The organism is Amycolatopsis sp. CA-161197 (assembly GCF_050942255.1).
Lineage (GTDB): Bacteria > Actinomycetota > Actinomycetes > Mycobacteriales > Pseudonocardiaceae > Amycolatopsis.
The window spans coordinates 7275206-7288476 of record NZ_CP192059.1 but is presented as its reverse complement, the minus strand read 5'-3'; the positions used below and the strand labels follow the sequence as shown (position 1 = coordinate 7288476).

At 68.1% G+C, this 13271-nt stretch carries 12 protein-coding genes and 1 tRNA gene; 11 read left to right on the top strand and 2 right to left on the bottom strand.

Translation table 11 applies throughout. From position 1 onward, the window contains the following. Positions 1-3 precede the first annotated feature (3 nt). Positions 4-768, top strand: a complete 765-nt coding sequence (locus ACQPXB_RS34300) for a trans-aconitate 2-methyltransferase (RefSeq protein ID WP_432845806.1) — start codon at positions 4-6, stop codon at positions 766-768. A gap of 49 nt (positions 769-817) precedes the next feature. On the opposite strand, the gene ACQPXB_RS34295 is transcribed toward ACQPXB_RS34300, so the two are convergent. Further along, positions 818-994 carry a hypothetical protein gene (locus ACQPXB_RS34295; RefSeq protein WP_366582614.1) on the bottom strand — a complete coding sequence of 59 codons (177 nt, stop codon included), beginning with the start codon at positions 992-994 and terminating at the stop codon, positions 818-820. 165 nt (positions 995-1159) lie between these two features. On the opposite strand from ACQPXB_RS34295, the gene ACQPXB_RS34290 reads away from it, so the two are divergent. From ACQPXB_RS34290 to ACQPXB_RS34270, 5 genes are all read left to right on the top strand, one after another. Continuing rightward, positions 1160-1232, top strand: a tRNA-Asn gene (locus ACQPXB_RS34290). Positions 1233-1694: 462 nt separating this feature from the next. Continuing rightward, entirely contained in the window at positions 1695-2444 is a 750-nt protein-coding gene (locus ACQPXB_RS34285; protein WP_432845805.1) for a hypothetical protein, read from the top strand. A 7-nt stretch (positions 2445-2451) separates the two neighbouring features. Further along, complete coding sequence (locus tag ACQPXB_RS34280; RefSeq protein WP_432845804.1) at positions 2452-3042, top strand: PH domain-containing protein; 591 nt, start codon at positions 2452-2454, stop codon at positions 3040-3042. Between the two features lie 16 nt (positions 3043-3058). Further along, positions 3059-3601: a hypothetical protein gene (locus ACQPXB_RS34275; protein WP_432845803.1), complete on the top strand. Its 543-nt coding sequence runs from the start codon at positions 3059-3061 to the stop codon at positions 3599-3601. A gap of 433 nt (positions 3602-4034) precedes the next feature. Then, a protein-coding gene (locus tag ACQPXB_RS34270) for an IS5 family transposase (protein WP_432845802.1) occupies positions 4035-4852 on the top strand; the annotation gives its coding sequence in 2 pieces (ribosomal slippage) (positions 4035-4377 and positions 4377-4852; 819 coding nt in all). A gap of 382 nt (positions 4853-5234) precedes the next feature. Here ACQPXB_RS34270 and ACQPXB_RS34265 read toward each other — a convergent pair. After that, complete coding sequence (locus ACQPXB_RS34265) at positions 5235-6119, bottom strand: hypothetical protein (RefSeq protein ID WP_432845801.1); 885 nt, start codon at positions 6117-6119, stop codon at positions 5235-5237. 219 nt (positions 6120-6338) lie between these two features. Between ACQPXB_RS34265 and ACQPXB_RS34260 the strand changes: the two genes are divergently transcribed. The 5 genes from ACQPXB_RS34260 (at position 6339) to ACQPXB_RS34240 (ending at position 13153) form a co-directional block, all read left to right on the top strand. Further along, positions 6339-8810, top strand: a complete 2472-nt coding sequence (locus ACQPXB_RS34260) for a HAMP domain-containing protein (RefSeq protein ID WP_432845800.1) — start codon at positions 6339-6341, stop codon at positions 8808-8810. 1 nt (position 8811) lies between these two features. Further along, the gene (pgsB, locus tag ACQPXB_RS34255; RefSeq protein WP_432845799.1) at positions 8812-9990 is read left to right on the top strand and encodes a poly-gamma-glutamate synthase PgsB; all 1179 of its coding nucleotides are present in this window, start codon (positions 8812-8814) and stop codon (positions 9988-9990) included. After that, positions 9990-10472, top strand: coding sequence for a poly-gamma-glutamate biosynthesis protein PgsC/CapC (locus tag ACQPXB_RS34250; protein WP_432845798.1), 483 nt, complete (start codon positions 9990-9992; stop codon positions 10470-10472). The genes pgsB and ACQPXB_RS34250 overlap by 1 nt, the downstream gene beginning before the upstream one ends. 7 nt (positions 10473-10479) lie before the next feature. Then, a complete protein-coding gene (locus ACQPXB_RS34245; protein ID WP_432845797.1) occupies positions 10480-11487 on the top strand; it encodes an NlpC/P60 family protein in 1008 nt (335 codons plus the stop codon). 847 nt (positions 11488-12334) lie between these two features. After that, positions 12335-13153: an alpha/beta fold hydrolase gene (locus tag ACQPXB_RS34240; protein ID WP_432845796.1), complete on the top strand. Its 819-nt coding sequence runs from the start codon at positions 12335-12337 to the stop codon at positions 13151-13153. Positions 13154-13271 lie beyond the last annotated feature (118 nt).

Here is a 13271-nt window from a genome sequence, read left to right as displayed (position 1 = left end):
GCCATGTGGGATCCGGCCAAGTACCTCGACTACGCGGACCTGCGGGCCCGCCCCTTCTACGACCTGATCGGGCGAATCTCGTCCGACGCGCCGCGTCGCGTCGTCGACCTGGGCTGCGGCCCAGGCAACCTCACGCTCGACCTGGGCCGCCGCTGGCCCGGCGCCACGCTGGAGGCGCTCGACAGCTCGCCGGAGATGGTCGATGCCGCCCGCGCTCGCGGCGTGGACGCGCACGTCGCCGACGTCCGCGAGTGGGCGCCGCACCCGGACACCGACGTGGTCGTCTCCAACGCGGTGCTGCAGTGGGTGCCGGGCCACGACGAGCTGCTGCGCCGCTGGGTCTCGCAGCTGCCGTCGGGTGCCGTGCTGGCCGTGCAGGTGCCGGGCAACTTCGGCGCGCCGTCGCACCGCATCACGCGCGAGCTGGCGGCGTCCCCGGCGTGGGCCTCGCGCCTGGCCACCCTGGTCTTGCGCGAGGACGAGGCCGTGTCGTCGCCTCTGGAGTACGCCTCCCTGCTGGCCGACGCGGGCTGCCTCGTCGACGCCTGGGAGACCACCTACATGCAGCGCCTGGCCGGCGAGAACGCCGTGCTGGAGTGGATCACCGGCACCGCCCTGCGCCCCATCCGCGCCGCCCTCCCGGACGACGACTGGGCCGCCTTCCGCACGGAGCTGGCCCCGCTCCTCGACGAGGCCTACCCGCCCCGCGCGGACGGCACGACGTGGTTCGAGTTCCGCCGCATCTTCTTCGTGGCGCGCATCCCCTGACGTTTCCGGGCGCGCTCGCAGGCCCCCTCGGCGGCAGTGTGCGCGAGGCTCAGCGCCCCCGGCCGAACTTCTCCCCGACCTTGGCCCGCGCCACTCCCGCGGCGCCCTGGACCATCGGGTGGTCGATCACCTTGCGGTAGGTGCGCACGAGCTGCTCGTACCGTCCCCGGCCGGCCCTGGTCCCCAGCACGTATCCCAGACCCACGCCCAGCAGGAACTTCTTCATCAGTGGCCACGCCTCTCGTTCGTCGGACTCCCGACTCTCCATTGTCCAGCAATCCGGCGCCCCCTGGGCGTGATCCGCAAAGAGGGGCCCCCTGTTCGGGTGGCGCGGGGGGTGCGCTAAAGTTCTTTCCATCGCACCGGAGATCCGGTGCACAACCGAATACGATCCCCTGTAGCTCAACTGGCAGAGCATTCGGCTGTTAACCGGAGGGTTCTTGGTTCGAGTCCAAGCGGGGGAGCAAAGCCCAGGCCACAGGCCTGGGCTTTTTTGCTACCCGTTGGTAGGGGCGGTTTGAGGGCGATAAAAACCCCAAGTTGTGACGGCCAGGGGACCGTCCAACGTGCTGGTCATGTTCGCCTTCCACGGATGAAGCGGTCGGCTCCGGCCGACAACCCGACCGCCGTCGGCACCGCCACCCAGGACTTCGACCCCGCCGGCCAGCTCTGCTGGACGCTCCCGCCGGAACAATCCCCAACCCGGCCTGCACTGCAGCACCGACCGGCGCCACGGGAAACACGTACAACACCCAGGCTCAGCGCACCTCCGCCACCCCCGCGTCGGGCCCGGCCACGACCGAGGCCTACGACCAAGCAGGACACCTCACCGCCTTCACCGGCCCCACCGGAACCTCCACCTACGTCTACGACGGCCTCGGACAACGCACCTCGAAAAGCACGGCGACTTCCTCCACCGCGTTCACGTGGGACGGATCACCACCCCCAACCTGCTCTTCGACGGCACGCCGGCCTACCTCTACGGCCCTGATGGACTCCCGATCGAACAAACCGGACCCGCGGGCACCAACTGGTTCGTCCACAACAACATCGGCTCCATCATCGCCCTGCTGACCAACACCGGAACCGTCGACACCACACACGCGCCCTACGCCTATGCCGGTGACAACCCCGTCAACGCCAGCGACCCTGGAGGACTGGCCAGCCTCTGCACGTATGCGCAAGAGAAGCATGACCCGGCGCTGATCGCGCGAGATTGCAAGGCACCCACCCAAACGCCGGACCCCAATCGCTGCCCACGATTCAATGAGGACGGCCTCGGGTGTGCGGACGCGGCCTGGAACCAGGCGCACCCCTTCAGCAAAGGTGCCACCGGCGTCTGCTTGGGCGGCACCCTCGCGTTCGTAGGAGGAGTCACAGGCAATGTCTGCTTCGCGGCCACCGGATCCAGCGCTGGTTTCACCGCTTCCTGCGGGCCTGTTCTTGGCGTCGCCGCGGAAGCCGGCCTTACCGGCTTCTCCTCGAATGCGAAGAAGATCAACGATCTCAGAGCGGGCTTCGAGTCGGGCTCTGGGTCCGGCCTCGGACCGTTCGGCGCCTCGTACTCGGGGGAATCTTCCCCCGACGGGTGGGTCAACGTGTTCGGCCTCGCATTCGGCTATGGCTTCGGCTCCTGGACCGGCCCCACGTACACCTGGCTACTGTTGGGTGGGTGACGCAGCGATGACGACTTTCCGCCCTGTCGGCTCGAGGCTGGTGGCGTTGGGTATGTGCCTCGGCCCGAGTGCGCTTGTGGTGAAACTGGTTGCCATGGCGACACATTTCGGCGCGTCGCCCGGTGTCACGAACGTCGCGGCCGGCGCGTTGGGAGTGGTGCTCGCGCTTGCCGACGTGGCGCTCTCGTCGCGGGTCCGGATCACTGTCGACGACCGCGGTGTCCGTTTCCGCAATCTGTTTCGCAGCCGGAGCTACGCCTGGAGCGACCTCAGCGCCGTGACGATCAAACGCTGGGGCGCCCGTATCACCGCCGCCGACGAGGTCGCCGCCACGCTCCCGGTCGGGCTCGGTACGTATGGCCGCAAACACGGCATCGCGTTCGAGCTTGCCGACGGCACGCTCTCCCCGACCTCCGCGGCAACTGCGTGGGTTGGCGCGAACTCGCGTCGAATCCTGCTCGATGCTCTCGACACCCGTGCCACAGCCCACGGTTTCGTCGTCCGGATCATCAACCCGAACAACGGTGGCCTGTTCGGGTTCGGCTGGGACATCCGCATCGGAGACGGAGTTCCACGACCGCAGAAAGCCCGTCCATGAACGAGAAAACCACCAGGTGGATCGATCGTGGGGGTCGGCCGTGCGCTTGATCGCGTTGTGGTGCGCGCTGGCGTTGGCCGCCTCCCTGGCGGTGTTCGTCGACTCGTTCCTCCCCGGCGCGCCGCACCTGCCGGGGCCGGTGTTGTTCACCGCTGTCGTCGGGATCTTCCCGGTAGTCGCGATCACCGTCGCGACAGTCGCCCTGCGTCGCTCCGAGCTGCCTGTCGCGACGATCGCGCCTCGCCTCTTGCGGCTGCTTCCCGCCGCGCTGCGGTGGGGTGCTCCGGCCGTCATCGTGGGTGCCGCCATCGTCGCTGTGCTCACCGGCCCGCAGGTGCCCGACGGTGTCCCCGAGACCACCCCCGGCGGCTACCTCATGGACACCCGCACCGGCGACGTCCCGATCAGCGCAGGCGAGTACCTCCACGCCCAGGCCGAGAACCGGAGGTTGTTCGCCGCGATCTCCATCGCTCTGAACACCGCGGGCGGCACCGGTGCGTTTGCCCTACGACCTCAATCCCGGCGCCGACCGCGACTCGACGCGACGAAGCCGCTTTGACGGTGGCTGCTGTCGAAGACCGCGCAGATAAGACGCCGTTCTCGTATTTCTGGCAGGATGGTTGGTGACTATGAACAGGGCCAGGTTGGGCTCGGCAATGGGTTATCACGTTGGTGAAGTTCTACGGGTTTCCGCCCCAGCTTTTGATACGCACGTCGTGAAGTCAACTTCGCGACGGGTTCTCGTCAAATGGCCATGGTTGGAAGTGGATCAAGCCTCACAAAACGATTGGGATGGAACATTCGGGTTTCCGCGTGACCCGGATTCCGGCGAATGTTCTAACACGCCTTGGCGGGTTGAGCCGGACCCTCTGGGGCTACGGGTTGGCGACAACTGTATGGTCGGAATACCTAGCGTAGATGTTCGGGTCATCGCAATCTATAAGAGCGTGTCTTACGTGGTGATCAACGACTGATGCGTCATGATCTTGGTTGTGGTTGATCGTTTGTCGTTGCGGCTGGTGCCGGACGAGCTGTGGGACCTGGTGGAGCCGTTGATCCCGGTGTTCGTGGCGCGTCCCCAGGGCGGAGGAACAGCGCCGTTGGAACCGCGGCAGGTGTTCACGGCGATCGTGTACGTGCTGACCAGTGGGTGCGCGTGGCGGGACCTGCCGCCGTCGTTCGGGGTGCCGTTCCAGACCGCGCACCGCCGCTTCGCCCAGTGGACCGAGGCTGGGCTCTGGCGCGAGCTGCACCATGTCCTCCTCGACGAACTCGGGAGCAGGGGCTTGCTGGACTGGAGTCGCGCGATCGTGGACGGTGCCTGTGTTCGCGCGAAAAAGGGGGATCTCTGACCGGTCCCAGCCCTGTCGACCGGGGCAAGCCGGGCTCGAAGATCCACGTCTTGTCCGATCGCGGCGGGCTGCCGCTCACGGTCGCGATTTCCGCCGCGAACACTCACGACTCACACGCACTCAAACCCCTGGTGATGGCCATCCCGGCGGTGAAGTCCCGTCGCGGCCCCCGGCGGGGCCGGCCGGCGAAGCTGCATGCAGACAAGGCCTACGACCAGCGCGCGCTGCGCCACTGGGTCAGAACCCAAGGCATCGGCGTGCGGATCGCCCGCAAGGGCATCGAATCCGCCGAGAAACTCGGCAAACACCGGTGGGTGATCGAACGGACGATCGCCTGGCTGACCGGCTACCGACGTCTCACCCTGCGCTACGAACGCAAAGCCGCACACTTCCTCGCCTTCCTTCAACTCGCAGCCGCCGTGACCTGCTGGAAGAAACTCCGAAAACTAACCACATGAGACAAGCTCTAAGTATGACCCGCCGGCGGACTTCGGGTTTCTGCCTCGTCCAGAGTATGTTCTCGATGTCTGCCCTGTGGGCGAATTGGACGACGAGGAAGCCGGTTTCGGGATAAATCTGAATAGTGGTGAGCCGATTGAGATAGATTTTGTTGAGCGCAGGGATTAGCTGGTGTGCCATTGATTCAAATTGTGCCGTCGATGTCTTCTGCGTGGCGATTGTATCTGGAGAAAGTGGAGCTCAGGAGACGTTGAGACCTGCCGAGTTGCTTTGACTCGCCAGCATCGGCACCGGCCGCTTCACAAATGCAGCCGATACCGCGGTCGCCGACAGCGACGGCACGGCATCTCCGCGAGCGACGCGGCCGGCTGTCAGGTCCTGCTACGGCGTGCGCAGATCGGCTTCCACGAGAGCGCGGACGACCTGTGCCCGGCGTTGCGGCGACTCGCGGACTGTGCGGCTCATCTCGACGTGCAGGAAACCCGTGTCGTCCTTGGCGGCTGCTTTGCCCTGAACGTTCGTGCCGCCCTCCAGGCCTGTGCACCGGTCTGCCCAGGCGCGGCACACGGCGAAGCCGTCCGCCGCCAGCCGGTCAGCGGCGCGGCGGGCGGCACCGCCGGCAACTGTGGCGCCGGACGACAGCACAACGTCCGTCGACGGCAGGTTCTGGTCGTGAAAGCCGTGCAGCTGCACCTGCGTCAGCCCGCGAGCCGCCAGCGCGGCCGCGACGACGCGGAACACCGAATTCTCTTCGTGCGCGACGTCGGCGTGGCTGTCGTCGGCTTTCCGGTGCGCGCCCGCGACCAGCAGCACTGCGCCGGGCACCTGCCGGAACAGGTCGACCCCGAACAGCTCCGTCCGCAGGTCGAACCCCGGATGCGGTACCTCGACGACCAGCGACGGCGGCGCCGAGCGGTCGATCACGTACATCCCCCACGCGCGCTCGGTGCCCGGCTCGTTCGTCGCGATCGTGTACGGCCGTCCGGTCGCGGGGTCGACGCCGTCCCGTACCGAGAAGCCGAGTTTCTGGAAGTCAGCGGGACCGCGGCGGTCGAGCAGCGCGGCGAGCCCCGCGGCGGCCGTCCGCCGTTCGCCGGCTTTCGGCGGGCGGTAGGTCTGGTCCGCGGACAGCGCAGAGGTGAATTCCGTGACCAGGGTGTCCAGGCCGGGTTCTGGTGCCGGCCGGGCTACCTGGGGCGCCGGGGTCGCACCGGGCATCAGCAGCAGGATCAGCGCCAAGGTGAGGGCCAGGCTGACGCCAGCCACGCTGAGCAACACTCGACGTTGCCTGATCACCATATGGAGTGTACGGGTCCGTCCCGTCCGTGAGTCTTGCCCCCGTTTGCGTTGTGCAGAGGCCTTGTAACGCTACTGTCGGTTTCGTTGATACGTTCTCGGAGCCCAAATGGGTGGCGACGTTCCACGAACGGCCGGGAGGCCGGCGATCCTGCGGGATCGAGCGCCTGAAAGGCCTCGGGGGACAAGGTGAACCGGCCGAAACAATCCGACGACCGTGCTGCGCGGCTACGCGAGCAGATCCCCGAGGCGGGTTTCCCGCGCGGGGCCGGAGTGGCCTCGGCCACCACCTTCGTGTTGCTGGTACTGGTCGCCGCCTTCACCGCCGTGTACCTGTCGACTGCCGGGCCGCTGTCGTTGATCCACGCGAACGCAGCCGCGGACGCGGTTTCCGACCAGGTCACCGCCGATCAGCAGCGTGCGACTGTCGGGCTGGCCCAGAGCGTCGCGACGTCGGCCGCGTCGGTCGCGGAAGACCTACAGGTCGCCGGCAGCTCCGGCGTGTTCGACGGCGCCGACGATGCCGCCCTGCTCACCCGGCTCGGCGAAACCTACCCGGACTGGCGCGGCACGGTCGTATACGACCCGGACAAGCACAAGGTGCTGGCCGCCCACGGTGAGCCGGTGCCCGTGGAGACTCTGCGCGGGGTAGCAGTTGCCAGGCTCACTCTGCGCCCGGTCGCTCGTCCCGGCGATGCCCCGCTCGTGCTCACCGCGCTCCCGCTCACCGGCGCCCGCACCGGGCGCCTCCTCGTTGTTTCGGCGGCGCTGCGCGAAACAACCGGCGACCTGGACAAGGAGGCGCGGCAGCAGGTCCGCCTGGTCACCACCGACGGCGCGGTCCTGCACTCGCTCGGTACCACGGTGCCCAAGCAGGACACCGGCGCGCAGGACCTGCTCACGCGCGCCGCGATGGCTGCCGCCGCAGGTCAGTCCGGCGTGCTCACCGGCGACGCCGCCGGTGATCCCGGTCGGCGGGTCGCCCCGGTCGTCTCCTACGCCCCGGTGGCCTCGCGAGAGATCGGTGGCAGCCTCGGCCTGTCCGTCGTGTCCCTCAGCCGCGTCCCGATCGAGCCGGTGGCGGCCCGCTGGCCCGGCCTAATCCCGGCGGCCGCACTTCTCGGCCTGGCCCTGGCCGGGTTCGGGCTGCTGCGTCGCGCGGTCGTCGCACCGATCCGGCGGGTACGCGCCGACGCCCTAACCATCGCGGCGGGCCTGCACACCGAACCGGTCCGCCAGTCGCGGATCCGCGAGGTCAACCGGCTGACCGCTGCTTTCGAGCGCTACCGATCCAAGCTGCACCGGCGGAAGCCGACGGCGAGCGCGAAGCCGTTCCTCTCCGCCCAGTTCGTCGTCGCCGTGGTCACGCTGGGCCTGCTCGGGTGGTCCGGTGCCGTCGCCGCGACGCTCGGCCGGCAACACGCCGAGGTCTCGCCGGCGATGCTCAGCGAGCAAGGCGTTCGCGTCGCGCACTCGGCCGACACCCTCCGCCGCAGCCTCGTCGAAGGCCTGAGCGACTTGCGCTCGCTCGCCCGGCTGGCCGCGGGGAAGCAACCGGATCAGCTGCGCGGCATGCTCGGTCGGCTCGCCGACGGGGACAGCCGCTTCCGCAGCGTCTACATCGCCGACGGGCAGGGCGCCGTGGTGCTCCAGGCCGGGCGAGAGTCGTTGCGAGACCCCGGAAAACTGCCCGCCGGCGAAGGGCTGCACCAGCACAACACCAGCGGCCGCGTCCCGGTCGTCTACGCCTTCACGCCGCTACCCGGCTCGGCGAACACCCTCGTCGGCGAGTACGACGTGCCGCGAATGGCCGAGCTGCTCGGCTCCGCGGGCGGCCGCGTCCGCGTCGTCGACGAGGGGAAGCGCACCATCGCCGATACCGAGGGCTACCTCGCCTTCGCTGCGCTGACCGATCCGACTCTGATCAAGAACGTGGACGCCGCGCAGTCCGGCAAGAACGCCCGCGAGACGACTTCCGCGTCGCTCGTCGCGGCACAGCGACTGGCGGCGGAAGGCACCACTGCTTCGTTGAAGTGGGTCGTCGTTGCCGAGCAGCCGATCGGGTCGCTCGGCCTCGCGGACAACACCGTTCGTGCCGGCGCCCGCGTCGCGGCACTCCTCGTCGCCGTCGTCGCGCTGCTGCTGTTCGGCTGGCACCTGCTGATCGTCGTGCGGCCATTGCGCCGCGTCGGGGACGAGGCCGTCCGGATCGCCGGCGGCGACACCGGCGCCGTCGTGTACCCACAGCGCCACGACGAAATCGGCACGATCGCTTCGTGCGTCGAGATCTGTCGGCAAGCTCTTGCCGAGGGCAAGGACCGGCTGGGGGAGGTGCGCCGCCCGGCCGGTGCGGCGACGGACAAGACCGAGCTGTTCCAGCGCCTCCACCGCGAGCCCGGGCCTCGGCGGGCCGGCAAGCCTCGGCCGCGGGAGGAACCGGCCGCGGCTCGCAAGGCACCGCGGGCAGAACACCGTGACCGTGGCGAATCGGGGCCGCCGCGTGACGAACGGCGTCGCGAGCCGGCCGGCCCGCAGCGGAGGCCGTCGCAGACCCCGGCGGCGCAGTCGCGGACGCAGAAACCGCCACCGGCCCCCGCCCGTACCGCGGAGGAGCAGGCTCGTAGGGACTACCTGCGCTGGCTGGACGAGGCCGGAGTCTGACGTGCTGTTTCTGTACCTCGTGCTGCTGCTGGCGTCGGCGGCCATGCTGACCGCGGGAATTTCCGAACAACGCCAGCACTACAAGCACCTGCACAGCATCCCGACGCGTGTGCTCGTCAACGGCATCCGCGGCAAGTCGTCGATCACGCGGCTGTGCGCGGGCGCCCTAAGGGGTGGCGGGCTCGTCACCACGGCGAAGACCACCGGCACCGCGGCCCGGTTCATCCACCCGGACGGTAGCGAGGAACCCGTCTACCGCAAGTTCGGTATTGCCAACGTCGTCGAACAGATCGGCATCGTCCGCCGTGCCGCGGCCTACCGGCCGGACGCATTGGTCATCGAGTGCATGGCGGTGATGCCGGACCTGCAGGAGATCAACCAGAGCAAGCTGATCCGCTCGAATATCGGTGTGCTGTGCAACGTCCGCGAAGACCACCTCGCGGAGATGGGCCCGACGCTCGACGACGTCGCCCGCTCGCTGAGCCGCTCGATGCCGATCGGCGGGATCTGCCTGACCGCCGAACGGGACCGGCTGCACATCCTCGAGGAGGAGGCGGCGAAGCGGAACTGCAAGCTCATCGCCGTTGACCCGGAATCGGTCTCCGACGAGGAGATGCGCGGCTTCAGCTGGATCACCTTCAAGGAAAACGTCGCGATCGCGCTGGCCGTAGCCGACCTGCTGAAGGTCAACCGCACCTCCGCCCTCGAGGGCATGTGGGCGGCGCCGCCGGACCCGGGTGTGCTGCAGGTGCACCAGTACCGGGCGGGGCGGCGGCTGCTGCGCTTCGCCAACGTCTTCGCCGCGAACGACCCGGAATCGACGTTGATGAACATCGATCAGCTGCGCCGCCAGGGCGCGATTTCGGACCCGCTGCACGTCATCATCAACTGCCGGCCGGACCGCGTCGAGCGCAACGGCCAGATGGGCGCGCTCATCCCCCGCATCGCCCCGCACCGCGTAGTGCTCATCGGTGAGCCCACGCGCAGTGCCCGCGTCGCCATCCCCGCAGAATGGCACGACCGGGTGGTCGACCTCGGCGGTTCACGCGCGCCGAGGGAGCTGCTGCGCGGCATCGTCAGCGGCGTCGAGCGGGAGGCGTCGTTGGTCGCGATCGGCAACATCCACGGCCAGGGGGAACTGCTCCTCGAAGAACTCGCGAAAATGGAACCCGCCGCCTGATGCTGACCACGTCCCTCGCCCCCGAGGTCGCCACCGTGGGGCTTGCCCTCGGCTTGCTGTTCTCGCTGGTCTGCTACCTCACCACGAACCTGTCTCCCGGCGGCATGATCACGCCCGGCTGGATCGCGCTCACACTGGTGGAGGACTACCGGCGGGCGGCGATCATCGTGCTCATGACGGCGCTGACGTACGGCGGGACCAGGTTCCTGCAGCGCGTGGTGATCCTCTACGGCAAGAGGTTGTTCGCCGCGGTGGTCCTGCTCGGTGTGGTACTGCAGACGACGTTGCTCATCGTGTTGCAGGCCGACTTTCCGCTGCTGTTCGTCCACCAGACATTGGGGTTTGTCGTGCCCGGCTTGGTGGCGTACCAGCTCGTCCGGCAGAAGCCGGTGGCGACGATCCTCGCCACCGGCGGGGTGAGCCTCGCCAGCTACGCGATCCTGATCAGCGGAGTGCTGGTCGGCTTGGTTCCCACGGTATGAGGTGAGAATGCGCAGGGCGATTCGAATCGGGGTGCTGGGTGCAGTCATTACATTCTCCGGCACGGCCGCCGTCTACGTCGCGACGCAAGACGACAACCAGATCATGGCCGTGTCGGCGGCCTCGGTCCCGGCTGGTGCCGCACTGACCGGCAGCTACACCTACGAGCGGCTGGACAACCCGCCCCGGACGATCGTCCGCGACTCGGCGGGGGTTCAGCTCGCATCCTTCACCGACGGGTCCCGCACGGTGATGCTCACCGGTCCGAGCCGGACCTTCACCGAGTCCCGCTTCACGAAGGTCACGGTGACCTCCACCGCGTGGATCCGCCTGGCTCCGCAGGAGTGGAGGGCCGGTGCGGAAAAGGAGAAGTGGTTCACCGACTGGTTGCCCAAGGTCGTAGGCGACACCTCCGCGGACGTCCTCGCCATCGCACTCCAGTACACCGACGGCGCCACCGACCAGATGGCGAAGAAGCTGCGTGTCGGAGGGGACGCCAGCTTCGGCCCCGACAGCGCCGAAGGCCGGTTGGAGAAGTCCGACTTCTACGATTACCTCGGCGTCGACTGGGACTTTCCCGACGGTGTGCACGAGAGGGCCGAACCGATGCGGGCGCGGTCGCTGGACTGCTCCGGATTCGTGCGCATGGTCTACGGCTATCGATCGGGGTACCCACTGCTGGGCACGAACACGAAGGGGCCAGGGCTGCCCCGGCGAGCGTGGGCGCTGTCCGAACTGGGTCCGGGCACCGAGGTGATCCACGACGAGAAGAAGGAGGCCACGAACTTCAGCGCCCTTCAGCCCGGCGACATCCTGTTCTTCAACCTGGAACCGCAGCTCGGGTCGCAGGTGTCGCACACCGGCATCTATCTGGGCATCGACAGCGACGGGCACCGGCGCGTCCTGTCCAGCCGCAAGGTCGCGAACGGGCCGACCTTCGGCGATGCCGGCGGCGTGTCCCTTATCGACGGTTCCGGCACCTACGCCAAAGCATTCCGCGCCGCCAAGCGGCTCTGACCCACGCCAACGGTCCTTCGCGCACCCAGGCGGAGCCGCAAGGGTCATTGCGGTGCGGACGCTGCCCTCGTGCCGAGTCGCCCTCCACTGGTCGGAGGCATTCCCTGCTGGTGGGGTCTGGTCGGGAGTAGAGCGTGGATCCGCAGCCGGCCGCAGCGCACCACTCCGCGAGCTGATCGAGCAGCTGGTCGAACTGGAAGAGCACGGTCTTGACGGCGTCGATGATCGAGCCGATTGTGTCGCCCCACTCCATGGTCGGCTTCCCGGATGGACTGGGTGGCGTTGTTCCTCGACGACAGCGTCCGTAAGACGCCGGTCTGTCGACCTGGGGCGGGGAAGCCTGTACAACCGGGTGGAGTGTGCGGGTCGTCGATGGCGGACCAGTATTCGCCTCGAGTGGCTCTGGAGTCCGTTTGCGTGGTTGTTGCTCAGAGCCGGCTAGGCAGCCTGGCTTCCGTGATTCGCATGTTTCGACGGTCATCGTCGATGCCATGGCGGTCGCTGTCGAACCAGGGGCGATTTGAACGAGGCGTCACCGTCGACTACGCGAACGTCCACCGATGGGCCACTTGGGTCGGCAGCGTCAGCCCCGACGGCGGTCACGAACTGGGCTTCTACCGCCCTGGCCGCCGTCCACGACAGCTGACACTCGAGCAGAAGGGCAGCGCCCGACCGAGTCCGGCACGGCCCGCTGTCGCCGTCCGACCGGTCCCGCTGGGTCCGTCCGGACCGCCGGGCCTGCGCGCTCGCCCGCGACCGGCCACAGGACTCATTACGTGCCAGGTAATCGACCAGCGTCTCATCCTCGGCGACCATTGGGTCACAACACAATGGTGAGGAGCGGAAAATGCCTTTCTTCGAGGTCGGTGACGGGACCCGCCTGTCGTACGAGGATTACGGTTCGGGCGCGCCGATGGTGTTCGTTTCCAGTTGGGTGCTGAACGCCGAAATGTGGGAATATCAGGTTCCGTTCTTCGTCGAGCGAGGATTCCGGTGTGTCCTGCTGGACCGGCGGGGGCACGGCCGCTCGGACCGCCCCTCCTCCGGCTACGACGCGGACACCGGCGCCGACGATCTGGCCGCGTTGATCGAGCATCTGGACCTGCGCGGCATCACGCTCGTCGCCCACTCGGCCGGCGGTGGCGAGGCCGCACGCTATCTGTCCCGGCACGGCGAGGAGCGGGTCTCCCGTGTCGCGTTCCTGGCGGCGACGTTGCCGTACCTCGAATTGACCGAGGACAATCCCGAGGGAATTCCCGAGGCGGTCAACGAGGCGACGCTGGCACAGCTGCGCAAGGACCGGCCGAAGTGGTTCGCCGATCGAGCGCAGGGCTATTTCGCCACGCACTTGGGCAACGACGTTTCACCGGCACTGATCGAGCACGAGATCCGGCGCTGCCTGTCGGCATCGCCGTTCGCGACGGCCGCGATGTTCCACTCGAACTTCCACACCGATTTCCGCCCTGATCTGCGTCAGATCACCATTCCGACGCTCGTTGTGCACGGAGTGGCCGACCAGTCCGCCCCCATCGACGTCACCGGCCGTCGCACCCGGAAGCTGGTGCCCCACGCCGTCTACCGGGAATATCCCACTGCCGGGCACGGCCTGTATGTCACCCACGCTGAGCAACTCAACGCCGATGTCTTGGAGTTCATCAAGAGCTGAGGTGGTTCCGGGTCGCGCGCGAGGGGCCGGAGATCGTACTTCCCCGGAACGACTGATCGAGAGGAACGCCGTGTCCACAATGGATTGATTGCGGTACCCGGTGGGGCTGTCGGTCCAC